Source organism: Litoribaculum gwangyangense, assembly GCF_039543505.1.
Taxonomy (GTDB): Bacteria; Bacteroidota; Bacteroidia; order Flavobacteriales; family Flavobacteriaceae; genus Litoribaculum; species Litoribaculum gwangyangense.
In genome coordinates, this window is sequence record NZ_BAABJW010000002.1 from 628,149 (window position 1) to 653,873 (window position 25,725).

General features: G+C 33.0%; 22 protein-coding genes and 2 tRNA genes. 10 read left to right on the top strand and 14 right to left on the bottom strand.

Translation table 11 applies throughout. From position 1 onward, the window contains the following. Nucleotides 1–7 precede the first annotated feature (7 nt). Both ABD963_RS08360 and glk read left to right on the top strand, forming a co-directional pair. Nucleotides 8–676 (top strand): hypothetical protein, encoded by a 669-nt coding sequence (locus ABD963_RS08360; RefSeq protein WP_345276499.1) that lies wholly within the window; start codon nucleotides 8–10, stop codon nucleotides 674–676. Between the two features lie 178 nt (nucleotides 677–854). Then, a complete protein-coding gene (glk, locus tag ABD963_RS08365; RefSeq protein ID WP_345276500.1) occupies nucleotides 855–1,925 on the top strand; it encodes a glucokinase in 1,071 nt (356 codons plus the stop codon). A gap of 150 nt (nucleotides 1,926–2,075) precedes the next feature. Here glk and ABD963_RS08370 read toward each other — a convergent pair. The 3 genes from ABD963_RS08370 to ABD963_RS08380 form a co-directional block, all read right to left on the bottom strand. Then, nucleotides 2,076–2,153: transfer RNA gene (locus tag ABD963_RS08370), tRNA-Pro, on the bottom strand. A 21-nt stretch (nucleotides 2,154–2,174) separates the two neighbouring features. Then, a tRNA-Ser gene (locus ABD963_RS08375) sits at nucleotides 2,175–2,258 on the bottom strand. Between the two features lie 94 nt (nucleotides 2,259–2,352). Then, a complete protein-coding gene (locus ABD963_RS08380; protein ID WP_345276501.1) occupies nucleotides 2,353–4,401 on the bottom strand; it encodes an HD family phosphohydrolase in 2,049 nt (682 codons plus the stop codon). 125 nt (nucleotides 4,402–4,526) lie between these two features. On the opposite strand from ABD963_RS08380, the gene ABD963_RS08385 reads away from it, so the two are divergent. Continuing rightward, a complete protein-coding gene (locus tag ABD963_RS08385; protein ID WP_345276502.1) occupies nucleotides 4,527–5,705 on the top strand; it encodes an acetyl-CoA C-acyltransferase in 1,179 nt (392 codons plus the stop codon). A 6-nt stretch (nucleotides 5,706–5,711) separates the two neighbouring features. Continuing rightward, nucleotides 5,712–6,461, top strand: a complete 750-nt coding sequence (locus ABD963_RS08390) for a C40 family peptidase (RefSeq protein WP_345276503.1) — start codon at nucleotides 5,712–5,714, stop codon at nucleotides 6,459–6,461. A 47-nt stretch (nucleotides 6,462–6,508) separates the two neighbouring features. Here the strand turns inward: ABD963_RS08390 and ABD963_RS08395 are convergent, their stop codons facing one another. Together ABD963_RS08395 and gyrA are read right to left on the bottom strand one after the other, a co-directional pair. After that, nucleotides 6,509–7,756, bottom strand: a complete 1,248-nt coding sequence (locus tag ABD963_RS08395; protein ID WP_345276504.1) for a tetratricopeptide repeat protein — start codon at nucleotides 7,754–7,756, stop codon at nucleotides 6,509–6,511. A gap of 17 nt (nucleotides 7,757–7,773) precedes the next feature. Further along, nucleotides 7,774–10,332 carry a DNA gyrase subunit A gene (gene gyrA, locus ABD963_RS08400; RefSeq protein WP_345276505.1) on the bottom strand — a complete coding sequence of 853 codons (2,559 nt, stop codon included), beginning with the start codon at nucleotides 10,330–10,332 and terminating at the stop codon, nucleotides 7,774–7,776. Nucleotides 10,333–10,592: 260 nt separating this feature from the next. On the opposite strand from gyrA, the gene ABD963_RS08405 reads away from it, so the two are divergent. Beyond that, the gene (locus ABD963_RS08405; protein ID WP_345276506.1) at nucleotides 10,593–13,139 is read left to right on the top strand and encodes an ATP-dependent Clp protease ATP-binding subunit; all 2,547 of its coding nucleotides are present in this window, start codon (nucleotides 10,593–10,595) and stop codon (nucleotides 13,137–13,139) included. A 215-nt stretch (nucleotides 13,140–13,354) separates the two neighbouring features. Here the strand turns inward: ABD963_RS08405 and ABD963_RS08410 are convergent, their stop codons facing one another. Next, entirely contained in the window at nucleotides 13,355–14,653 is a 1,299-nt protein-coding gene (locus tag ABD963_RS08410) for an MFS transporter (RefSeq protein WP_345276507.1), read from the bottom strand. A gap of 51 nt (nucleotides 14,654–14,704) precedes the next feature. After that, nucleotides 14,705–15,541, bottom strand: coding sequence for a M48 family metallopeptidase (locus tag ABD963_RS08415; RefSeq protein WP_345276508.1), 837 nt, complete (start codon nucleotides 15,539–15,541; stop codon nucleotides 14,705–14,707). Between the two features lie 157 nt (nucleotides 15,542–15,698). Here ABD963_RS08415 and msrB point away from each other — a divergent pair, with 157 nt between their 5' ends. Together msrB and ABD963_RS08425 are read left to right on the top strand one after the other, a co-directional pair. After that, nucleotides 15,699–16,172, top strand: a complete 474-nt coding sequence (gene msrB, locus ABD963_RS08420; RefSeq protein WP_345276509.1) for a peptide-methionine (R)-S-oxide reductase MsrB — start codon at nucleotides 15,699–15,701, stop codon at nucleotides 16,170–16,172. Nucleotides 16,173–16,185: 13 nt separating this feature from the next. Next, a complete protein-coding gene (locus tag ABD963_RS08425) occupies nucleotides 16,186–16,737 on the top strand; it encodes a DUF1572 family protein (RefSeq protein WP_425562795.1) in 552 nt (183 codons plus the stop codon). Between the two features lie 66 nt (nucleotides 16,738–16,803). On the opposite strand, the gene ABD963_RS08430 is transcribed toward ABD963_RS08425, so the two are convergent. Next, the gene (locus ABD963_RS08430; protein WP_345276510.1) at nucleotides 16,804–17,736 is read right to left on the bottom strand and encodes a nuclear transport factor 2 family protein; all 933 of its coding nucleotides are present in this window, start codon (nucleotides 17,734–17,736) and stop codon (nucleotides 16,804–16,806) included. Nucleotides 17,737–17,826: 90 nt separating this feature from the next. Continuing rightward, the gene (locus tag ABD963_RS08435) at nucleotides 17,827–19,104 is read right to left on the bottom strand and encodes an NAD(P)/FAD-dependent oxidoreductase (protein ID WP_345276511.1); all 1,278 of its coding nucleotides are present in this window, start codon (nucleotides 19,102–19,104) and stop codon (nucleotides 17,827–17,829) included. A gap of 106 nt (nucleotides 19,105–19,210) precedes the next feature. On the opposite strand from ABD963_RS08435, the gene lpdA reads away from it, so the two are divergent. After that, nucleotides 19,211–20,587 carry a dihydrolipoyl dehydrogenase gene (gene lpdA / locus ABD963_RS08440; RefSeq protein ID WP_345276512.1) on the top strand — a complete coding sequence of 459 codons (1,377 nt, stop codon included), beginning with the start codon at nucleotides 19,211–19,213 and terminating at the stop codon, nucleotides 20,585–20,587. Between the two features lie 49 nt (nucleotides 20,588–20,636). Here lpdA and ABD963_RS08445 read toward each other — a convergent pair whose 3' ends face one another. Genes ABD963_RS08445 through ABD963_RS08455 form a run of 3 tightly spaced genes read right to left on the bottom strand, consistent with a single transcriptional unit; the run spans nucleotide 20,637 to nucleotide 22,481 of the window. Continuing rightward, nucleotides 20,637–21,119 (bottom strand): porin family protein, encoded by a 483-nt coding sequence (locus ABD963_RS08445; protein ID WP_345276513.1) that lies wholly within the window; start codon nucleotides 21,117–21,119, stop codon nucleotides 20,637–20,639. A gap of 39 nt (nucleotides 21,120–21,158) precedes the next feature. Continuing rightward, nucleotides 21,159–21,578 (bottom strand): type II 3-dehydroquinate dehydratase, encoded by a 420-nt coding sequence (aroQ, locus tag ABD963_RS08450; protein WP_345276514.1) that lies wholly within the window; start codon nucleotides 21,576–21,578, stop codon nucleotides 21,159–21,161. A gap of 24 nt (nucleotides 21,579–21,602) precedes the next feature. After that, on the bottom strand, nucleotides 21,603–22,481 hold the full coding sequence (locus ABD963_RS08455; RefSeq protein WP_345276515.1) for a hypothetical protein: 879 nt from the start codon (nucleotides 22,479–22,481) through the stop codon (nucleotides 21,603–21,605). 48 nt (nucleotides 22,482–22,529) lie between these two features. On the opposite strand from ABD963_RS08455, the gene ABD963_RS08460 reads away from it, so the two are divergent. Further along, the gene (locus ABD963_RS08460) at nucleotides 22,530–22,862 is read left to right on the top strand and encodes a TM2 domain-containing protein (RefSeq protein WP_345276516.1); all 333 of its coding nucleotides are present in this window, start codon (nucleotides 22,530–22,532) and stop codon (nucleotides 22,860–22,862) included. A 382-nt stretch (nucleotides 22,863–23,244) separates the two neighbouring features. Here ABD963_RS08460 and ABD963_RS08465 read toward each other — a convergent pair whose 3' ends face one another. Both ABD963_RS08465 and ABD963_RS08470 read right to left on the bottom strand, forming a co-directional pair. Further along, on the bottom strand, nucleotides 23,245–23,865 hold the full coding sequence (locus ABD963_RS08465; protein ID WP_345276517.1) for a porin family protein: 621 nt from the start codon (nucleotides 23,863–23,865) through the stop codon (nucleotides 23,245–23,247). Between the two features lie 214 nt (nucleotides 23,866–24,079). Beyond that, nucleotides 24,080–24,658, bottom strand: a complete 579-nt coding sequence (locus ABD963_RS08470; protein WP_345276518.1) for a porin family protein — start codon at nucleotides 24,656–24,658, stop codon at nucleotides 24,080–24,082. A 161-nt stretch (nucleotides 24,659–24,819) separates the two neighbouring features. Between ABD963_RS08470 and xerD the strand changes: the two genes are divergently transcribed. Then, a complete protein-coding gene (gene xerD, locus ABD963_RS08475) occupies nucleotides 24,820–25,716 on the top strand; it encodes a site-specific tyrosine recombinase XerD (protein WP_345276519.1) in 897 nt (298 codons plus the stop codon). Nucleotides 25,717–25,725 lie beyond the last annotated feature (9 nt).

Here is a 25,725-nt window from a genome sequence, read left to right on the forward strand (position 1 = left end):
AATTCTCATGAAGCTATTGATATACGTAGGGCTGTTTATATTAACCTTAAGTTGTTCTACAACTGAGATTGTGGATAATTGGAAAAATCCAGACATTGAAACTTACAGTCCCAATAAAGTTTTAATAGTTGGCATGACCTCTAATATTAATGCAAGACAACAATTTGAAAAGCAATTAAAGCAAGAATATGAATCCAGAGGCATAGAAGCAATCATGAGTTATGGATATTTAAATTCTTCATTTACATCAGAAAAGAAAACAGAAGAAGAACTAAAAGCACTTGAAAACAACCTTATAGCAGAAGGGTTTGATACGGTTTTATTCACTAAAGTAATTGGTGTAGAAGATAAAATTTCATATAAGAAAGACTATCATGGTTTTGATAACACCTACACAAAATTTAGAGAAGATTATTTGAAATATCAAGATGCTTTTTACAATCCAGACTATTACGATGAATATAGCATTTATCATACAGAAACTTCTATGTATTGTATTTGCCCGAGTGAAGATCGTGAACTTATCTGGAAAGGATATATAGATATTACGGACCCTGAATCAATAAATGAAACTGTTCATGATTATGTTCGATTGATTATCCTTGTTTTAGAAGAACAACAACTTATTAATACTATCAAAATACTGGATCAGATAGATGAACCTGCCATTAAATAATATATATTATAGGTTTAAACGCAGCATTAATTTTAATAATGGCTTTTAATTCCGTGCTAAAAAGTAAAGAAACAAAAAACTCAAATCAATTTATTATATTTTTTTAATCAAACACTTTAAAAATAGTCCCATTTAGCGATTATAATATATTTCAAAACAATTATCCTTTAAAAAATATATGGTTGGAAAAACTGAATACATATCATTAATCAATAAACCGCTTTTTCCAATTTATTCTTCAAGCAATAGTAATGCTAAAAAAGACTGCACTATTTTGGCTGCAGATATTGGCGGAACGAAAACAAATCTCGCTCTTTTTCAAGCAAAGGAAGGAAAGTTATCAACATTAAATGAAAAATTTTATCCTACAAAAAATTATAATTCATTTATAGCTATGTTAAAGTATTTTAACACTAATAGCCATATTCCAATAGATTGTATAAGTTTAGGTGTAGCTGGTCCAGTTATAAATGGCAAAGTACAAGGCACCAATTTTCCATGGGTAATTGATCGTGAAGAAATATCTAAGGAACTTCAAATTAGTTCTGTATCAATTATTAATGATATGGAAGCGAATGCATATGGATTAGCTTTACTGCGAGAGAAAGACTTATTGGAAATCCAAAAAGGCAGTAATATCTCTGGAAATGCGGCAATTATATCACCTGGAACAGGACTTGGTGAAGTTGGAATATTTTGGGATGGCATGCATTATCACCCATTTGCCACTGAAGGTGGCCATTGTGATTTTAGTCCAAGAAATGATCTAGAATTAAATCTTTGGACCTGTATGCATAAAAAATATAATCATGTAAGCTGGGAAAGAATCATATCAGGCTCTGGTATTTATGATATATATCAATTTTTGATTGAGCATAAAAAGCTATATGAACCCGAATATATAAAACAAAAAATGTTTTTAGAGAATCCTGCTGCTGTAATTACAAATCTAGGAATGAATGGAAAAGACACTACATGCAAAGAAACTCTTAATTTATTTATAAAATTTCTTGCAGTGGAATCAGCACAACTTGCGTTAAAATTAAAAGCCACAGGGGGAATTTTTATAGGAGGTGGTATTGTTCCTAAAATAATTCAAGGATTCGACAAAACTATTTTCAAAACAAACTTTTCACAATCCGGTCGATTAAATAAATTACTTGCCATGGTTCCAGTAAAGATAATTTTAAATGAAAAGACTCCATTACTGGGCGCTGCCTATTATGGATATTTGGTTCATAATAATTAATCTATTACCATAAAATATATAAAGAAACACTGCTTTACTAAAAACAAATCACAGTAAAAAAGAATTAAAGACGATTTAAAAACGACTTAAAAACTAAAAAAACCTGCTAATATAGTATTAACAGGTTTAAGCTTGGATTTAAATAATAGTTGGTCGGGGTGGCAGGATTCGAACCTGCGACCTCCGCGTCCCAAACGCGGCGCGATAACCGGGCTACGCTACACCCCGAAATGGTTATCAATAAAATTGCGGAGAGACGGGGACTCGAACCCCGGCGACAGTTACCCGTCGACAGATTAGCAATCTGCTCCATTACCACTCTGGCACCTCTCCTATTCAATTAAGAACTTATGCAATAAAATTGCGGTTGCAAATGTAATTCATACTTGACAACATCGCAACTATTTTATTTGTTTTTTTAGTTTTTTTATTCAGGGTATTCTATTCGCAAATGATAAATATTTGCAAGCTTATACTTTAGAACTTTTTTTATAGATTCAATTTCTTTAAAAGTAATATTAGCGTTCAAGAATTGTTCTCCCTCTATTTGCTTACTAATAATATTTTCAACAAATGCTTCTATTTTAACAGTAGTAGGTTCCTTTAAGCTTTTTGAGGCCGCTTCGACACTGTCACACATCATTAAAATAGCGGTTTCTTTACTAAATGGCTTTGGTCCTGGATAACTAAAATCGTGTCTTTCAACTTCTGGAAATTCCATTTTCTCTTGAGCATAAAAATAATAAACCAAACTTGTGCCATGGTGTGTCCTTATAAAATCAATTACCCTATCCGGCAAATTGTTCTTTCTGGCTATTTCAATCCCAGTAATCACATGATCAATAATAATTTTGGCGCTTTCTTTATATTGTAGTTCGTCGTGTGGATTAATACCTGTGGATTGATTTTCTGTAAAATATGTGGGATTTTTCATTTTGCCAATATCATGATATAAGGCCCCTACCCGCACCAACATAGCATTGGCACCAATTTCGTTGGCGCAAGCTTCGGCTAAATTAGCGACGTTTAGGGAATGGTGAAATGTTCCCGGTGCTTTATTGGACAATTCCTTTAGTAACTTTGAATTGGTATCAGATAATTCCAAAAGGGATACATCCGATACTAAACCAAAAAGCTTCTCGTAGGCATAAATTAAAGGCTGGACAAATAAGGTAGCTAGTCCACATAAAATGAACCAAATAAATGTTTCCCATTTAAGTTCGACTATACTGCCTTCGTGAATTACAAAAAATGCAAAATAAGCTATGATATAAATAAGTGTAATTTGACCTACTGAAATAAATAAATTGGCCCTTTTGTAAAGCTCTGAAACTGTCAATATTGTTACTATACCTGCTATAATTTGCAAAAACATATATTCGTAACTATTAGGCACAATAAACCCTAACAATAGCACTGTTAATACATGGGCAAAAAGCCCTAATCTGGCGTCAAAAAAGGCTTTAAAAACCAGAGGAAGAATACAAATTGGAACAATATAAATGTATTTTGAATCATAATTTACTACTAATGTAGTAATGAATATCATCAAAGAAATGTTAAAAAATATAAAGGTAACTTTCGTGTTATTTTCAAAAACTTCTATTCTATATTTTCTCAAGAATAAGAGCAACATGAGTAATGCCAAAGCCACCAGCAAGGTATAAGCAACCAAAACCCAAATATAATTTGATTTATTCCATACTTGAGATTCATACTCCGTTTGTAAAGATTTCAAAATTTGATAAGTCTCATCATCTACAACTTCACCTTTTGAAATAATTAAGGTTTCTTTTGCTATACCACCACGGGTATATGAGATTTTTGCTAATTCATCCTCTAAAACTTTGTCTGTAAACGATTTATTATAAGTGGCATTGGGCTCTATAACATCAAAAAAGAGCGCAACAAAGTCTGTTTTGAAATTCTGATAATTATTTTCAACTAGGGCTTTCTCAATAATAGCAGATACATCATCCTGTTTTACTAAATTAGAGAAAACACCATCCATTATCTTTTCCCTGCCATCAATGAGCACGATACTTCTGTATTCTGGAAAATCATAATTTTCATTTAAAACCCCAAACCTATATAACTCTAGAATAATAGATTTTCCAACGCTGTACAAACTGCTTCTTAAACTTGATGGCAAAGAGTCATTAAATGCATCATTAAATTTTGTTTCATATGCATTTTCAACATTTTTAGTTATTGCATTATCAATATTAAAATACAATGGGATATTCCCTTCTATTTCATTTTTTTCTGCAGTAATTTCAGCATCAGTCTTCTTGATTGCAAAATCAAATGGTGCCTGTAAATTTTCAGATTGCCATGGTTTTCCCCTTTCAAAACTATATTTAAACTTACCGCTCTTTGGGAATAAATAAACTATTAGAAAAGTTGTAGCTATGAATAGTAATCCTTTGTAAATAAAGGAATGATTTCTGTAAAGTTTATTTATGAAGTCTTTCATTTAAAAATTATGTAAATCAAAAGTAATAAAATTATAAGCTTCTACCATTTTTTATAATGAATCAATCCTTCTAATTTCTATTAAAAATCATTATTTTAGCCAATACTAAACTAAAGCATTACAAGATGTATAATGAAGTAGTCATTGTTTCCGCAGCCAGAACACCAATTGGTAGTTTTTTAGGAACTTTATCAACCATCCCTGCTCCAAAATTAGGCGCCATAGCCATAAAAGGAGCCCTAGATAAAATAAATTTAAAACCAGAATTAGTTGACGAAGTAATAATGGGACATGTTGTACAGGCCGGTGCTGGGCAAGCTCCTGCTAGACAAGCATCTATTTATGCAGGGATACCCAATACAGTGCCATGTACTACCGTTAATAAAGTATGTGCTTCGGGAATGAAAGCAGTTATGCAAGCAGCACAATCCATTGCGCTTGGAGATGCCAACATTATTGTTGCAGGAGGTATGGAAAATATGAGTTTAATACCGCATTATTTGTACGCCCGTACAGGAACAAAATTTGGTTCTGAAACTTTGGTTGATGGTATGCAAAAAGATGGATTGGTGGATGCTTACGACCAACATGCTATGGGAGTTTGTGCGGATGCGTGTGCTATTGAATATCAATTTTCAAGAGAGGATCAAGATGCTTATGCCATCCAATCTTATGAGCGTTCTGCAGCAGCATGGAAAAATGGTAAGTTTGACAATGAAGTAGTCCCTGTTGAAGTACCTCAACGTCGTGGTGAACCTCTAATTATTTCCAAAGATGAAGAATTTGCAAATGTCAATATTGATAAAATACCACAATTAAGACCTGCGTTCTCAAAGGATGGAACAGTAACCGCAGCAAATTCTTCAACTATAAATGATGGTGCTGGAGCTATGATTTTAATGAGTAAAAATAAAGCAATAGAATTAGGATTAAAACCTTTAGCCACCATAAAAAGCTATGCTGATGCAGCGCAAGAGCCCAAGTGGTTTACAACCGCACCTGCTAAAGCGTTGCCAAAAGCACTGGATAAAGCTGGTATTAAATTAAATGAGGTAGACTTTTTTGAATTTAATGAAGCGTTTTCAGTAGTAGGGCTAGCAAATATGAAAATTTTAGGTTTAAATGATAAAAACGTAAATGTAAATGGTGGGGCTGTTTCATTAGGGCATCCCTTAGGATGTTCAGGCGTTAGAATTTTAATAACTTTATTAAACATATTAGAGCAAAACAACGCCAAAATTGGTGCCGCTGCTATATGCAATGGTGGTGGTGGAGCATCTGCTGTTATTATTGAACGTAACTAAAATTTAATGCAATACGGAATTTGTAATTTAAACATTGTTCCCCTAAGATATGAGCCATCAGATACTAGCGAGCTGGTTTCGCAAGTTTTATATGGCGAGATTTTTAAGTTAATTGACCAACGTAAAAATTGGAGTAAAATAAGACTAGCCTTTGATAATTATGAAGGCTGGGTGGATAACAAGCAATACCAGGAAATAGGTAAAGAACAATATCACATATTAAATAAGGAATCACTAAAATTATCGCTTGATTTAGTAGAGTTTATTGAAGACCAAAATTCACAATTACATCCTATACTCTTAGGTTCCACACTAAATGGTTTATCCATTTTGAACCATAAATTCGATGGCACTATTACTGCCAAAAAAGAAACTAAAGACCATCTGGTTCAAACCGCATTTTTATATTTAAATGCACCTTACCTCTGGGGTGGAAAAACACCCTTTGGAATTGATTGCTCTGGGTTTACGCAAATGGTTTATAAATTAAATGGATACAAATTATTGCGTGACGCTTCTCAACAAGCCACACAAGGAGAAGCATTGAGCTTTATTGAAGAAAGTGAGCCTGGAGATTTAGCGTTTTTTGACAATAATGAAGGGGTCATAACCCATGTAGGAATAATTATGAAAGATAATTACATCATTCATGCCCATGGTAAGGTTAGAATAGATCGATTAGACCATTCAGGTATATTTAATGTGGATAAAAAAATGCACACTCATAAATTACGAGTGATAAAAAAAGTAATATAAAAAAAGCTGCTTAATAGCAGCTTTTTTTATATCCAAACTTATGATTCTTAATTTCCTTCAATAGACTCAACTTTAGCTTTCATGGTTTTATATTTATCTGTTTCACCAAGAATACTATAAATGTTCATTAACGTTTTAGCCGCACTTAAATTTTTTGAATCTAATTCCAATGCTTTAGATAAATAAGGAACAGCTTCTTTATATAAATTTTGTCTTTGTTCTCTTAACTCATCATAACGCTTATCATCAGCTTTGGAAGTTCCTAAACCATTCATCTCTTTAATAATCGGTTCTTCTTTTGCTAATACCAAAGCAGATAAGTTTATAAAAGCATTTACATAGGAAGGATCTAATTCTATAGCTTTGTTGTAATATGCCTTTGCCTCTTCAGGTTGATTAGATTCTGCGGATATAACCCCTAAATTATATTGTAGCTCTGGGTTAGTAGGATCCATTTTAGTGGCCTCTTGTAACAAGTCTCTAAACGATTCCTTATTACCCATTTTGTAATGCACATTTGCTTCAGATAAAATTAAATTGATATCATTCGGACTTTCTGCTCGAGCATCTTTCATGGCTGCTAAGGCTTTATCATTATCTCCTTGTGAAACGTATATAAGAGCAACGTTTTTTACGATTTCTGGTTTTTTTGATTCTGTTAAACGTTCTCCTGGTTTTATATGGCTACCAGATTTTACATAAATATCTCGGGTACTTTTATCTAAAACAACTTCTTGACCAGACTCTTTTTCAATTGCAAAATATTGTTTTTCTATTCCTGTATACCCAAGTTGCTTTAATTCTTCATACAAAGATAAGGCCCTGTCATATTCTTGAACATTTACAGATGTTGCGGCAGCATAATAAAGAAATACCGTATCTTTCTTTCTTAATCGGTAAGCCTTTTCAAAATATTTAGAAGCAGTCGAATAATCTTTATCCTCATAAAATTTATTTCCTTTGGTTAAAATACCATTCACCATGGAATTCTTCAACTCTTTTATTTCCGCTGCATAGCCGCTCTTTACATTGTTTAAATTCTTGTTTGCGGCATCTATATCGTTAATAGATCCAACACCACCAGCATATAGGGCTTCAGCACTCAAATAATAATACTGGTCTTTAAGCTTGTCATCCATTTGTGAGATTAACGATTCTGCTTGTTTCAGTGCCGTTTTTGCTTCCGCATAACTTTTTGCTTTAATAGCTTTTTCAGCTGTTTTCAATTCTTTTTTTTGTGCAAATGAAAAAGCACTAATTGAAAATGTTAAAGCAATGATAATTTGTTTTTTCATTTTAAATAATATTTAGTTTAATTTTCTGTTTTATTTTCTTCTGTAGAATTATCAAGAGTTGTGCCATCTTGTAAATCGTTAGTGTTTTCAACTATTTCAGAATCTTCATCTTCTTCATCACGCATTACTTTTGCAACAGCAGCGATGGAATCGTTACCTTTTAAGTTTATTAATTTAACGCCTTGAGTAGCTCTACCCATGGTACGTAAGTTTTCAACAGCCAATCTAATGGCTATACCCGATTTGTTGATGATCATCAAATCATCATTATCGGTTACACTTTTAATAGCCACTAATTTACCCGTTTTTTCAGTAATTGAAATAGTTTTCACTCCTTTTCCTCCTCTATTGGTAATTCTATACACCTCTTCTCCATCCTCAGGATCATCGATATAAGTTCGTTTTCCATAACCATTTTCAGACACTACCAGTACTGTTTCTTCCTGTGGATTTTCAATAGTAACCATACCAATTACCTCATCTTTACTATTTGCTAAAGTAATACCTCTAACCCCTGAAGCACTTCGACCCATAGGTCTTGTTTTGGCTTCTTCAAATCGAATAGCCTTGCCTGATTTTAATGCCAACATGACTTGACTATTACCAGTAGTTAATTTAGCCTCAAGCAATTCATCATTATCCTTAATGGTAATAGCATTGATTCCATTGGTACGAGGGCGTGAATATTGTTCTAATGACGTCTTTTTTACTTGACCATTCTTGGTAGCCATAATTACATAATGGTTGTTAATGTAATCTTCATCCTTTAAATCTTGGGTACAGATAAAAGCCATGACTTTGTCATCTTGCTCAATATTGATGAGATTTTGGATGGCTCTTCCTTTTGAGGTTTTACTTCCTTCAGGAATTTCGTAAACACGCATCCAGAAACATTTTCCTTTTTGGGTAAAGAATAACATGTATTGATGGTTTGTACCAACAAATAAATGCTCTAAAAAATCTTCATTACGCGTAGTTGATGCTTTTTGACCAACTCCTCCTCTATTTTGGGTTTTGTACTCAGTAAGTGATGTACGTTTAATGTACCCGGCATGTGAAATGGTAATAACCACTTGCTCGTCAGGAATCATATCCTCGATACTTAAATCGCCACCCGCATATTCAATAGTTGAACGACGCTCATCACCATATTTATCGCGAATAACTTCCAATTCAGATTTAATAATGTCCATTCTACGCTCTTTTTTGTCAAGAATATCTTTTAAATCTTCAATGGTTTTCATCAATTCTTCATACTCAGAACGTAATTTGTCTTGCTCTAAGCCTGTTAATTGGCGTAAACGCATTTCAACAATAGCTTTGGCTTGAATTTCTGAGAGTTTAAAACGTTCGATTAGTTTTTCACGGGCTTCATCAGCATTTGAAGACGCTCTTATGAGGGCGATAACTTCATCTATATTATCTGAAGCAATAATTAGCCCTTCTAAAATGTGAGCACGTTCTTCTGCTTTGCGTAATTCGTAAGTGGTACGTCTTACTACGACTTCATGTCTGTGCTCTACAAAATAGTGAATTAACTCTTTTAGGTTCAATAATTGAGGTCTTCCATTTACAAGAGCTATATTGTTAACACTAAAAGATGATTGTAAAGCCGTGTATTTGTATAACTTATTTAAAACGATATTAGGTATAGCATCACGCTTTAAAACGTAAACAATACGCATACCGTTTCTATCTGATTCATCACGAATGGTTGCAATACCTTCAAGTTTTTTCTCATTTACCAAATCAGCAGTTTTTTTGATCATTTCTGCTTTATTGATTTGGTAAGGAATTTCAGTAACTATAATGCATTCTCTTCCAGCAACTTCTTCAATATTCGCCTTTCCTCTTATAACTATTCTACCTCGACCTGTTTGGAACGCTTCTTTGACACCATCATACCCATAGATTGTACCTCCAGTTGGGAAATCTGGAGCTTTTACATGCTTTATAAGTTCATCTATCTCAATGTCTGTATTATCAATGTAAGCAATAGTACCATTCACAACCTCCGTTAAATTGTGAGGTGGCATATTGGTAGCCATACCAACTGCTATACCAGATGCTCCGTTGACTAAAAGTCCAGGAACTCGTGTAGGTAAAACGGTTGGTTCTTGTAGCGTGTCATCAAAATTTAATTTATGATCAACGGTTTCCTTTTCAATATCTGCCAACATGTCTTCAGATATCTTACGCATGCGCGCCTCTGTGTAACGCATTGCTGCTGGACTATCACCATCAATAGAACCAAAATTTCCTTGCCCGTCTACAAGCATGTATCGCAAACTCCACTCTTGAGCCATACGAACCATCGCGTCATAAACCGATGTATCTCCATGTGGGTGGTATTTACCTAAAACTTCTCCAACTATTCTTGCGGATTTTTTATGTGCTGTGTTTGATCTAACACCCAGTTCATGCATGCCATAAAGAACACGTCTATGAACAGGTTTTAAACCATCTCTAACATCTGGTAAAGCACGTGACACAATGACTGACATTGAGTAGTCAATGTAAGCCGATTTCATCTCATCCTCAATGTTAATAGGGATCAATTTTTCTCCTTCTGCCATATAAAATTTAATTTAGTTTTATGTGTATTTCAAAACATGCTAATATAAGTATTTCAATAGTTTTGGTAGGTGTTTCGATAGGTTTTTTAACGTTTTTTTATTAACAATTTTAACCCTTTTTTTAGTTAATAAAAATCACTTGAAAAGTTTTGATTTTATTAAGTTTTTTTCGTCAATTAGCATCAAACATGTATTTTTAGGTATAGTTTTTGCCTTTAGTAAAATGTTTTACTATTTTTAATGCAGAAAGGACACTATTTATGGATGATAATTTTTCCCCAAGAGTAAAAGATGTAATTGCTTTCAGTAAAGAAGAAGCATTGCGCCTAGGCCATGATTTTATTGGTACAGAGCATTTAATGCTTGGACTTTTGCGTGATGGAAACGGAAAAGCAATTGACATTTTAAATGCCTTAGATGTAGACTTAAACCATTTAAGACGTAAAGTTGAAATATTAAGTCCAGCCAACCCTAACATAGCCATAGCTTCGAACCAAAAAAAGAATTTACACTTAACTAGACAAGCTGAACGCGCTTTAAAAACAACCTTCCTAGAAGCAAAACTTTTCCAAAGCACTTCTATAAATACAGCGCATCTACTACTTTGCATATTGAGAAACGAAAACGACCCTACTACTAAACTTTTAAATAAATTAAAAGTAGACTACGATAATGTTAAAGAACAATTCAAATTTATGATCACAAACGACAACGATTATATAGAACCCAAAGCGGAATTTCAAGATGATGATACCAATCCTGAAGATGATGCTGCAAAAGATAATATTTTTAATGCACCAGCTGGAAAATCCAACAAAAAATCAAAAACCCCTGTTTTAGATAATTTTGGACGTGATTTAACAGCATTGGCTGAAGAAGGCAAGTTAGACCCTGTTGTAGGTAGAGAAAAAGAAATAGAACGTGTTTCGCAAATATTAAGCAGGCGTAAAAAAAATAATCCTCTTTTGATTGGTGAACCTGGTGTTGGTAAATCTGCCATAGCAGAGGGATTGGCTCTAAGAATCATTAAAAGAAAGGTTTCGAGAATTCTTTTCAATAAGCGCGTTGTTACTTTAGATTTAGCAAGTTTGGTTGCAGGAACCAAATACAGAGGGCAGTTTGAGGAGCGCATGAAAGCGGTTATGAATGAGCTAGAAAAAAATGATGATGTTATTTTATTCATTGATGAAATTCACACCATCGTAGGAGCTGGTGGTGCTACAGGTAGCTTAGATGCTTCCAACATGTTTAAACCCGCCTTGGCACGAGGTGAAATTCAATGTATAGGCGCAACAACCCTGGATGAATACAGGCAGTATATTGAAAAAGATGGTGCTTTAGAGCGTCGCTTCCAAAAGGTTATCGTCGAACCCACTACTGTTGAGGAAACTATCGAGATTCTAAATAACATCAAAGGCAAATATGAAGAACATCATAATGTTGATTATACACCTGAAGCTATAGAAGCTTGTGTAAAATTAACCAATAGGTATATGACCGAGCGTTTTTTACCAGACAAAGCCATTGACGCTCTAGATGAAGCTGGTTCTCGTGTGCACATCACCAATATTGAAGTTCCAAAACAGATAATTGAGCTTGAAAAACAGTTAGAGGCTATTAAAGAAACTAAGAATGCTGTTGTGAGAAAACAAAAATATGAGGAAGCAGCAAAACTTAGAGATGACGAAAAACGCATTGAAAAAGAGTTAGCCATCGCCCAAGAAAAATGGGAAGAGGACACCAAACAACATCGTGAGATTGTTACTGAAGATAATGTTGCCGATGTGGTTTCAATGATGACAGGTGTTCCTGTGAATAGAATTGCACAAACCGAGATTAATAAATTAGCCGAATTACCTAAATTAATTAAAGGTAAAGTCATTGGTCAAGATGAAGCTGTGGCTAAAGTAGTAAAAGCTATTCAGCGTAACCGTGCTGGACTTAAAGACCCTAATAAACCCATTGGTTCATTTATATTTTTAGGACAAACTGGAGTTGGTAAAACACAATTGGCCAAAGTATTATCTCGAGAGTTATTTGATAGTGAGGATTCGCTGGTTAGAATAGACATGAGTGAATACATGGAAAAATTCGCGATTTCCAGATTAATTGGTGCGCCTCCAGGATATGTTGGTTATGAAGAGGGTGGGCAATTAACTGAAAAAGTTAGACGTAAGCCTTATGCTGTTATTCTTCTAGACGAAATTGAAAAAGCACATCCAGATGTATTCAATATGCTTCTTCAAGTATTGGATGATGGGTATTTAACCGATAGTTTAGGAAGAAAAATAGACTTTAGAAATACTATCATTATCATGACATCTAATATTGGAGCCCGTAAATTAAAAGATTTTGGAACTGGTATAGGTTTTGGTACGGCTTCACAAAAAGCCCAGGAAGACGCCAATGCCAGAAGTGTAATTGAAAATGCTCTGAAAAAATCGTTCGCTCCTGAGTTTTTAAATAGAATTGATGATGTAGTGGTATTTAATCCTCTGGAAAAAGAAGATATCAATAAAATTATTGATATTGAACTACAGAAACTATTACTCAGAATTAAAGGTTTGGGCTATAACTTAACACTTTCAAAAAGTGCCAAAGACTATATAGCTGAAAAAGGATTTGATAAACAATATGGAGCAAGACCTTTAAAAAGAGCCATACAGAAATATGTGGAAGATGCTTTAGCTGAAGAAATTGTGGCTTCACATTTACAAGAAGGTGATAGCATAAAAATTGATTTAGATAAGAAAACTGAGGAGTTAAGTATATCTATTGAGAAAGCTGAAAAGCCTACGGAATCTTAATTTTAAAATAAAACTACGAATTGAATTCCTACATTAATTTTGATGTGGGAATTTTTTTTATGAACTATAACAATCTAATAATGGTTTGTAAATATAGCAACCAAAATAAGATTTAAAATTTACTACAAACTTTACAACCTAAACAAAATTATTCATCGTTTAGACAAGATATTCTAGTTGGTAATTTGAAGTTTGTGAAATTAAAGATGACACTTTTAGGATGATTTCCGTTGTGGAATTCTAAATAACAGAATAATTCCTGCCAAGAAAAACACAAATAAGAACAAAATACCATTTCGCATACTTCCCGTTATTTGGTCTATAAAAGCAAAAATAACCATCCCTATAACGATACCTATTTTTTCGGCAACATCATAAAAGCTAAAGTAAGATGTCGTGTCATCGGTTTCGGGTAAAAATTTTGAATATGTTGAACGAGCTAATGATTGAATACCTCCCATTACCAAACCAACAATACTAGCTGCTATGTAAAATTGCAATGGTGATTTCATGAAATACGCATAAAAACATAAGCTCATCCAAATTAAATTTACAACAATAAGCGTATTGATATTTCCAAATTTTGATGATGCTCTAGATGTTAAAATAGCTCCTAATACGGCCACCAATTGAATTACCAAAATACTAACTATCAATCCTGTTGTTTTGGCCTCATCACTACCCCAAGCTATTTCTTCTTCACCAAAATAAACTGCAACCAACATAATGGTTTGTACAGCCATGCTGAATACAAAAAACGCATACAAGTAACGTTTTAATCTAAGGTTTTGTTTAAGTTGTTTCCAAACGGATTTCAATTCCTTTAACCCATTAAACAATACGGTTTTGGTAACTTTATGTCCGCTTGAAGTTCCTTTAGGTAACCAATAAAATGAATATTGACTGAATAATATCCACCATAAGCCTACTGTAACAAATGAATAGCGCATCATTTGCATTTTTGTTTCCGCATCATCCTGACTCATAACCATTACCAAATTCAAAATCAAAAGTAAAACACTCCCAAAATACCCCAATGAAAATCCTTTGGCACTCACTCTATCTTGTTGTTCAGGAAAAGCAATGTCAGGAAGATAAGAATTATAAAAAACCAAACTACCCCAATAACCGATCAAGCCCATAAAATAGAACAATATACTTAGGTAAATATATTCCAAACTAAAAAAATACAAACCAATACATCCTGAACTACCTAAATAGCAAAAGAACTTCATGAAATTCTTTTTATTTCCAACATAATCGGCAATTCCAGATAGAATTGGTGAAGTAAATGCGACCACCAAAAAAGTAAAAGCCGTTACAAACGTAATTAAAGCGGTACTTTTAAATTCATATCCAAAAGCCTCAACTGTTTTTATTTCTGAAATAAATAATGCCGAATAAAAAATTGGAAAAATGGATGAGGCGATGGTTAATGTATAAACCGAGTTTGCCCAATCATAAAATGCCCATGCATTTAGAAGCTTCTTACTACCTTTATCCAGTTGTCTCATAAAAAAAGCTGCCTTTAATTGGCAGCTTCTAAAGTAAACAAATATTTTTAACTAGAATTTTCCTAAAGATCTAAATGTCGTAATACCAAATTTTTGAGCCTCAGCCTTAGCCTGAGGGGCCAATTTGATGAGTTCTTCAATGCGAGAATCGTTTGATGGATGAGTGCTTAAAAACTCTGGTGGCGCTTGCCCCCCACTATTAGCCTTCATTCTTTTCCACAGTTCAGCTGCTTCATCAGGGTTATATCCCGATACAGCCATTAAATACAATCCTATTTTGTCAGCTTCTGTTTCATGACTCCTACTAAAAGGAAGCATCACTCCCACTTGAGAACCAACGCCATACGCTTGATTAAACATTTGTCTTGATTTTTCATCTTGAATAGCGACATTTCCCGCAACGGCACCAAGCTGTTGTAACATACCAGCACTCATCCGCTGTTGACCATGGTTTGCCAGTGCGTGGGCCACCTCATGCCCCATGATGGCAGCAATAGCAGTTTCATTTTCAGCGATAGGCAAAATCCCCGTATAAAATACTATTTTACCCCCAGGCATACACCAAGCATTAACCGTTTTGTCATTTATTAAGTTATACTCCCACTTGTAGTCTTTCAAATAACCTTGATGTCCATTGGCATTGAGCCATCTTTCAGCGGCTACAGCAATACGCTGTCCAACTCTTGTTATCATTTCTGCATCTTTGGTACCTGTGACCACTTTATTTTCATTTATGAATTGGTTGTATTGTTGAAAAGCCATCGGAAATAACGAGCTATTTTCAGTACCTGGTAACGCCATTGTTTTCTTTCCTGTAAAAGGATTCGTAGCACACGAAATAATAAATAAAATTATTCCAAAAGCCAATATAGATTTAGTAAGTTTCATTGTTTAATGTTTTATTTTAAGATAAAAATACAAAAATCATACCTTTCATACAGGTCTAGTTTTACATTTATTCAATTTGAAGCAACAAATTTTTATTATCGAAATGTTGTTATGTTTTTTGTGGAAAAACGACTATTTTAGAAATAAATTTAAAACTATGAAAAAGTTACTAATATTTGTTATTTCCATATTGATATTTAATTGTAAGGGAAACACCCAAAAAAAGCCATTAAAAACTTTTAAGATAACCAAAACGGAAGCAGAATGGAAAACTCAGCTATCGGATCAAGAATTTTACGTACTTCGAAAAGCGGGAACAGAACGTCCTTTCTCGAGTCCTCTAAACAAAAATTACAAAGAAGGTACTTACGTTTGTGCTGCTTGTGAAACACCTTTATTTAAAAGTGAACATAAATTTGATTCAGGTACTGGGTGGCCAAGTTTTGATAGAGAAATTGAAGGGAATGTAGAGTTCTCGACTGACTACGATTTAGGCTATGCCAGAACGGAGGAGCATTGTGCCACATGTGGTGGGCACTTAGGGCATGTTTTTAATGATGGCCCCAGGGAAACTACAGGAAAAAGACATTGTATAAATGGGGTGGCTTTAAAATTCATTCCTAAAAAATAGATTAATATTTTTAGTGGAAAGTTATTTAGCCAGCATTATAAAACAATTTGAATACTACAAAAGTTTGGGTGATAAAACTTTTGAGCAACTGAGTTTTGATGAGTTACAAAAGGAATTTGTAGAAGATTCCAACTCCATCTCTATAATTACTAAGCATATGGTTGGAAATATGCTAAGTAGATGGACTAATTTTTTAACTGAAGATGGAGAAAAATCATGGAGAAACCGGGATGTAGAATTTGAACGTTCATACGCTTCAAAAGAAGAACTTATTAATGAGTGGAATAAAGGTTGTGAATGTTTATTTAATGCTATTAAACCATTAAATTACAATGATTTAGAAAAAATTATTTATATACGAAATGAAGGCCATACAGTGTTGGAAGCTATCAATAGACAAGTATCCCACTATGCCTATCATGTTGGGCAAATTGTGTTTTTAGGTAAGCTATTAAAAGGTAAAAAATGGCAATCGTTATCAATTCCTAAGGATTTTTCTTCAAAATTCAACCAAGAAAAGTTTGGTCAAGAAAAACGAAAACGACATTTTACTGAGGAAGGATAAAAAAGTTTAATAAAAAAATGCTTTTAGAACTTTCTAAAAGCATTTTTTTATGTTTGAATTCTAACTTTATTTAACGTTTAAAGCAGCCAATGTATAATACCCAGCTTCCCTTATTATCATACCCTCGTCATTAAAATCGTGAATAAGCATAACAGGTAGTTTTACTTTTTTACCATCAGATTTTCTTGCCATTCTTATTATCCACCATGATTGAACAACTTTAGCATTACCCAATTCATATTCTAAATAATCAGGGTATCCTTGAACATCAATACTTTCAATCGTCCAATTTTTAAGCATATCCAAAAATCCTGCCTTTTCTTCTGCAAGGGTATTAGACTCCCCATCAGCCATGTCTAAATTTGTGAACATTGCATTTTCTGTAAAATAAGAAAAGGCTTTGTCAGCATCACCATTTTCTAGTGCTCCCACCACTAATCTAACGGTATTTATATTATCATGGTTATTATAAATAGTACCATTTGTTCGTGGCGCAAAACTTCTTCTCCTTTCTGCCCATGGTAAATCATTATCATAGGTGATCATCGTTTTAATTTTATTGTCACTAGCCATTTGATAAAGACGATGTATTGGCATATCCAGTTTAACGCCTGTTTTATTATCAATAGCTTTTAAATGGTCCCACGTTTGCACCCACAATCCGGAATCACCTTTATACTCGATAGCATCAGGATAAGCTCCAGGTGTTCTTTTAAAAGTTACATAAGACCAATTTTCGTTAACCCATTTAACACTTCGTAAAAACCATTCCTTGTCGTTTCCTTTATCATCCTTATTAAGACTTGTTCCTTGATAGGATTTAAAATCATCAGCTAAGTAACTGGCAACTTTATCTGTGTCTCCAGAAAAATAGGCTTGCATCATAGATTCTACTGCATTAATTGCAGGATGCTCATTATAAACGGTTCCATTTTTCTTTGTTTGTGAATACATGATGACAGATGATATCATCATTAAAATAATTACATGTTTTTTCATTTTTAAAATATTTTTGTTGGTTTGTATTCCTTGAAGATAAATAAAATACCTGAAAAACAATAAATTAAAAAAATATATTTAATTATATGTTTAAAGTTTCTTTTTAAACGGCCGAATTATCAATCGGGCTTCCCTATCAAAACGAACATAATTATATACCCAATTTACAAAAACCACCATACGATTTCTAAAACCTATTAAGAAAAACAGGTGTACAAACATCCAAACAAACCAAGCAAAAACTCCTTGAAATTTCCAATTTTTTAAATCAACAACAGCTTTATTTCTGCCTATGGTAGCCATGGCACCTTTATCTTTATAAACAAAAGCTCTCATAGGTTTTTCATCAATTAAACGCAATAAATTATCACCTAGTTGTTTGCCTTGTTGAATAGCAGGTTGCGCCATCATAGGCAATCCTTCGGGAAATTCATGATTTACCATACTAGCAATGTCACCAATAGCAAAGATATGATTGAACCCCTTAACTTGATTAAACTCGTTCACCAAAAGTCTGTTACCTTTGGTTACAAAAGTATCAGCATCCAAACCCTTAATGGTAGCACCTTTTACACCTGCTGCCCAAACCAAAGTGGCCGTTTCAAAAGTTAAATCCGTATTAGTTGAAACCGTTTTACCGTCATAACCTGTTACCCTTACATTTTTCCAAATATTAACACCTAACTTTTCCAAAAAATCTTCTGCTTTTTTTGAAGCCTGTTCGCTCATTCCTTTTAAAATACAATCACTGGATTGAATAATATGTATTTGTGCTAAACGAGTATCTAAGTCTGGGTAGTCTTTGGGTAAAATACCTTTTTTAATTTCAGCTAATGCACCTGCAAGTTCTACCCCCGTGGGTCCGCCTCCAACAATAACAAAGTTCATCAATGCGTTGCGTTCATTTAAATCAGAAGTTAAAAGTGCTTCCTCGAAATTTTCTAGTATTAAACTTCTAAGATTTAAAGATTGTGGTATGGTTTTCATAGCCATACTGTATTTTTCAATTTCAGAATTACCAAAATAATTGGTTTCAGATCCCGAGGCAATCACCAAGTAATCAAATTTCAATTTACCAATATCAGTAATAACTCTATTTTTTTCAATGTCAATTTCTTTTACATGCGCCAATCGGAAGTAAAAATTTGGAAAATCCTTTAAAATTTTTCTAATGGGATATGCAATGGAATCTGGCTCTAACCCCCCAGTTGACACTTGGTATAGTAAAGGTTGAAAGGTGTGGTAATTGTGCTTATCCATAAGTACAACCTGTACTTCTTGTTTCGATAATTTTTTGGCCAATGCAATACCTGCAAAACCACCTCCAATAATAACTACTCTGGGAAAACTTGTTCTGGGTATGTTCATAAATTAAAACTTACAGCGTAAAGGTAATATAAAGATGTAAATTTAAAGCGTTCTAAATTCTTTATTAAAATTCGATTTCGTAAATTCGTAGCCTAAAAATTAACACATGAGTAAATACGATATTATAGTTCTTGGAAGTGGTCCCGGTGGTTATGTAACAGCAATTAGAGCATCTCAATTAGGGTTTAAAACAGCTATTGTTGAAAAAGAAAGTTTAGGTGGCGTTTGTTTAAATTGGGGCTGTATCCCAACTAAAGCCTTGTTAAAATCTGCCCAAGTATTTGAATATTTGAAACATGCGGAAGATTACGGTTTAAAAGTGAAAGATGCAGAGCACGATTTTGATGCCGTTGTAAAGCGTAGTCGTGGTGTAGCAGACGGAATGAGTAAAGGTGTTCAATTTTTAATGAAGAAAAATAAAATTGACGTTATAAATGGTTTTGGAAAACTGAAACCAGGAAAAAAGGTTGAAGTTGAAGGTACTGAATATAGCGCTGATAATATTATTATTGCTACCGGAGCGCGCTCTCGTGAGTTACCAAGCTTACCACAAGACGGTAAAAAGGTAATAGGTTACAGAGAAGCTATGACGTTGCCCAAGCAACCAAAAAAGATGATTGTAGTGGGTTCTGGTGCTATTGGTGTAGAGTTTGCATATTTCTATAATTCTATGGGGACCGAAGTTACCATTGTTGAGTATTTACCTAATATTGTTCCTGTTGAAGATGAAGATGTTTCGAAACAATTGGAGCGTTCTTTTAAAAAATCTGGAATTAATATTATGACCTCAGCTGAAGTTACCAAAGTAGACACTTCGGGCGATGGTGTAAAAGCCACTGTTAAAACAAGTAAAGGCGAAGAAGTTTTAGAGGCTGATATTATTTTAAGTGCCGTTGGTATTAAAACTAATATTGAAAATATTGGTTTAGAAGATGTTGGTATTGTGGTTGACAGGGACAAAATTATTGTAAACGATTTTTATCAAACCAATATCCCAGGCTATTATGCCATTGGTGATGTTACTCCAGGCCAAGCGTTGGCGCATGTGGCTTCTGCTGAAGGTATCTTATGCGTGGAAAAAATTGCTGGACACCATGTGGAAGCTTTAGACTATGGAAACATTCCGGGATGTACGTATTGCTCTCCTGAAATTGCCTCGGTTGGTTTAACTGAAAAACAAGCCAAGGATAAAGGTTTTGATATCAAAGTTGGAAAATTTCCATTTTCAGCCTCAGGAAAAGCAAGCGCTGGTGGAAACAAAGATGGATTTGTAAAAGTTATTTTTGATGCTAAATATGGTGAATGGCTAGGTTGCCATATGATTGGTGCTGGCGTTACCGATATGATTGCAGAAGCTGTTTTAGGCAGAAAACTGGAAACTACTGGGCATGAGGTTTTAAAAGCGGTACATCCACACCCAACAATGAGTGAGGCTGTTATGGAAGCTGTTGCTGATGCTTATGGTGAAGTGATACATTTATAAAAAATAAGGAATTTTAAAAAAGGCGATTCATGTATTGAATCGCCTTTTTTTATAGTTTTAAACCAAGTCCTAAAAACAAACCATTAGGAGTTATTTCTTGAAACCCAAGAGTATATTTTAAATGAATATCAAACTTTGATGTCATGTTATACGCCGTGCTTAAATCTGCTCGTATTTTTAACTTATTTAAGAAAAAATCGAAAAAGTAATTAATACTAGGTCCAACCATAACATCCAAATTATTTACAATTTCATATTTCATATAAATAGGAGCGTTTAAAAATCGAAAATCATTAAGCCCTATGTACAATATTTCTGGCTGAAATGATAAAGTATTATCTACATCAAAATCCATAAATAAACCGCCATAAAAACCAGTTTCGGTATCTTGATTAAATCCAAATGTCGATTCTTGAACTTTGAAAAAAGTAAAATTAAATCCACCCTTTACCCCAAAATCACTTTGTATTTGAGCCTTAGAAGCAGTAATTCCAAATAGACATAGAATAAAAACATAAAGAAGCTTTATCATTTCCAATGATTTTAAAATAATCAACCTCTAACAAGATTATTATAGTTGAAAGCTCTGAATAGCTAACTCATAACTTTGTAAACCAAACCCAAGGATAACACCTTTAGCATTCGGTGATATGTAAGACTGATGCCTAAACTCTTCCCTTGCATAGGTATTGGATATATGAACCTCGACTACCGGAGTTTCAATGGCTTTTATAGCATCACCAATACCCACCGATGTATGAGTGTAAGCGGCAGCATTTAAAATAATACCATCATAACTAAAACCAACCTCTTGAAGTTTGTTAATGATTTCCCCTTCAATGTTTGATTGAAAGTAATCAATCTCATTATTTGAATATTTCTGTTTTATTTCTTCTAAAAAATCAGTAAAAGACAAACTTCCATAAATAGCTGGCTCTCGTTTACCTAATAAATTTAGATTAGGACCATTGATAATGATTAGTTTTTTCATTTCATAAATATATAAAATTGCGTTTTAATTGGTTTTTAAAATGTCTATTCGAGTGGTTTCACCTGTCTTCAAATTTGATAACGCCTTTATGGTATTTTTTTGGTCATCTAATTCTACAACAATGGTATTTGGCTTAATGGATCCCTCATTCAATGCTTTTATAACAACCGAAGTTTTATCTTCAATTAAATTTAAAACCAAATTTTTTTTATGAGACTGCGCTTCGTAATTTGTTAAATAAGGCTTACCATTAACCATAATAGTAATTTTATCTCCATCTAATTTTCCGCCATCGTAAATATTAATTTTTACTTGATTCGCTTTAGAAAACATGCTTAAAACTTGATTCTTTCTCAATATATTCATATTTAGAGAATCCATCAATTTAATTGGATTTATCTTCTGCTTAATGCTATCAGGAATCCTATTCGTTTTATTTAATTTCTTTGTTACTTTTTCCATTTGTTTTTCAACTTTTTCAACCGAACTCATAAATAATTCTCCATCAATACATTTTGTATTATCCGAAAATAAACCTACAAATTTCGTTTTAATCATTTTTGTTTTGCCAAACAAAAATCCTTTTACTGTAGTATTAATAAAACAAAAATCTTGCTGTGAAACGGGAGATTTAGTGTATACAATCCCAGTTTCCCTAAAGCTTAATTCCCTCTTATCGTTGTCATATTCTCCAAATATATTTGATCGCGTCTCATGTTCACCGCCTAAATCTGTAATTGAATATCCATAAACTTCACTATGATTTAGATTGAGTAAAACTCTATAAGTAATTGATGTTGTATCATTTAGTTTTATACCTCCAATAAATTCATAAGTATCTTGAGAATAACTACAATTAAATGATATGAATATGAATAGAGAAAAAATAAAGTTTTTGGTCACCCTAAATATTTTGATTAAATTTAAAAAACTAATTTAAACCAATTACTTATGAAAATTAAACTTTTGCTTTCTTTATTTGTAGTATTTTTAATGTGTGCTAATAGTTATGCCTCTTTTCCTGTAAAAAGAACAGTATCCAATGTATCTGATTCCGAGATTGTATCGGATACTAATGAAGTATTAACTCCAATAGTCTCTTCCGTTGCAGAGAAAAATTTGGTTGTTGGTGTTTTATTATGGTTTTTCCTAGGAGGTTTAGCTGCTCATAGATGGTATTATGGAAAACCTGTAGGATGGAATATTTTATTTATTCTAACACTTGGAGGATTGGGTGTTTGGTGGATTATTGATTTAATAAATATGCTCTCAGGTAAATTCTAAAAATAATCAATAAAACAAAATATTTGAAAGAAGCAGCCATAAAGCTGCTTCTTTTTATTTAATTTAAAAAAATGAAATGGTAAAGCATCCGTTATAACAAAATCCAAATTTCATACCTTTTCCGTTTTATAAATTACTAATGTTTCCATTAATGACGGTCTCAACAAAATATCTTAAGACACCGGGATGATAAGATTTTCCTTTATCTCATCAAAAAACAAGTAAAAAATAATCTTCTATAAATAGCTGTCCCAAGTTTAACTTATAAATTTAAGATTGGAACCATAGATAATGATTAGTTTTTTCATTTGATAAATATTTTAAAATTAGGCAAAAAAAAACCGAAGCCAAAACTTCAGTTTTTTTGAATAAATATTATCCTTTAGAAAAAATAACCAATTGAAAGTTGGAATACATTGTTCTGATTTTTTATTTGATCAGCGTCTACAGGTTCACCTAAGATTGAACCACTATTCTCAACAATATTTGAAATTCCAACATAATATCTTCCTGAAAAGTTCAAACCATTTGCTAACTCATAACCTACTCCAAAGTTCAAACCAAAATCTACATCCTTTATAATGTCCTTAATGTCAAGTGAAATACCACCACCTTCTGCTTCCGCAGACATTAAAAAACCTACTTGCGGTCCTGCTTCTAAACTAAATCCTTCAGTAACATAATATTTGGCCATCATTGGAAGATTTAAATAATCAAGCTTGAATTTAATTTCCATACCATCAAAAGTGCTCTTGTCTCCTTGCAAGGAATACAATAATTCAGGTTGTAAAGAAAACTTTTCTGAGATTGGAAATTCTAAAACTCCTCCTAAGTGAAACCCAATCTTACCATCAAAATTATCTGTATCATCCCCAACAATCAAAGAGAAGTTCATACCTCCCTTTATGCCAAAATTAATTTGGGATTTGTAAGTTGTTTCATCTTGTGCATTTGCCATAAAGCAGAATGTTAAGACAACCATTAATTGAGTAATTTTTTTCATAATTTTAATATTTTACTTCATAAAGATACATTGAAGCAACAACGAGAAAAATGAGAGAAATCAGTTTTGTTAAATCCTTTTGCTTTAAAATAATTTTATTGGATAAACAAAAAACGAAGCCGTTTGGCTTCGTTTTATTAAAATGAATTAAAATATTAAAATCTAAATCCTACTAAATAGCAAATAGTTTGGTTTTTTTAATAATTATTGTCTTTTAGAAGAAATAACCAATTGAAATTTGAATAACACTATTTTGATTTTTTATTTGATCAGCGTCTTCCCCATCATTAATATTTGAAAGTCCTAAGTTATAACGTGCTCCAAAATTCAAACCACTTTCCAATTTGTACCCAACACCGAAATTAGCTCCAAAATCAATTCCCTTAACAAAATCTTTGATGTCTTCAGATTCGCCCTCGCCTTCTACTTTTGCAGACATCAAAAACCCTAATTGAGGTCCTAATTCTAAACTAAACCCGTCAGCAACATAGAACTTCGCCATTATAGGTAAATTAATATAATCAAGCTTGAGGTCTATATCTATGCCTTCAAAACTTTCTTTAGCCCCTTGGGAAGAATATAATAATTCTGGTTGTAAAGAAAATTTATCCGAAATTACTATTTCACCTAATAATCCTAAGTGAAAAGAAGTTCTACTGTCTAAGCCATCTGTTTCATCACCTGTAACAGACGCTAAGTTTAAACCAGCTTTTGCCCCAAATTTTACTTCTTGAGCAAACATGCTTGCCAATCCAAATACCACCATAGCGGTACATAATAATAATTTTTTCATAATACGATTCGTTTAATTGGTTAATTAATTATAAATGTAATAAAAAATTACATGCAATTTTAATAATATTATAATTTAAGTGTGAATTTAATATTAAAAATTAAAATATTCACAATGTAAATAGTTATTAGTTTAGTTGTTTTTATTTTACTTTTATGGCTATGAAATGGAGAAACGCACTTAAAGATTACCAATTATACTTACAAATTGAAAGAGGATTATCTAAAAACTCTATCAGTAGTTATTCTTTAGATGTAGAAAAGCTTATTGATTATTTAGAAGTTAATAATATAAGTGCCTCCCCTATTTCAATAAATTCAGAAGCTATACAGCAATTTATTTATGATGTTGCTAAAAACCTAAACGCTCGCTCACAATCCCGCATCATATCGGGCTTAAGAAGTTTTTTTAATTATTTAGTTTTTGAAGACTACCGAAAAGATAATCCACTAGAACTTATAGAGTCTCCAAAAATTGGTAGAAAACTTCCTGATACGCTTTCTGAATCTGAAATTGATCAACTTATTAATGCTATAGATTTGAGTACTCCTGAAGGTGAGCGAAACAGAGCTATGTTAGAAACCCTTTACGGCTGTGGCTTACGTGTTAGTGAGCTCATAAATCTTAAAATATCTGATTTGTTTTTTGATGAGGGTTTTATTAAAGTAACTGGTAAAGGTGATAAACAACGTTTTGTGCCCATAGTAAAAGTTACCCAAAAATATATTAACATCTATAAAAGCGAAATCCGAAATCATATGATAATTCAGGATGGTTATGAAGATACTTTATTTTTGAACAGAAGAGGCAAACAATTAACTCGCGCCATGGTTTTTACCATTATTAAACAATTGGCCGAAAAAATAGGATTAAAAAAAAGCATATCGCCACACACCTTCAGACATTCATTTGCTACCCATATGTTACAAAACAATGCTGACCTACGTTCTATACAACTTATGTTAGGACATGAAAGCATTACTACTACCGAAATATATGTCCATTTAGATAGAGGTCATTTAACTAAAGTGGTTGAAAAATACCATCCAAGAAAATAAAAAGCCTCA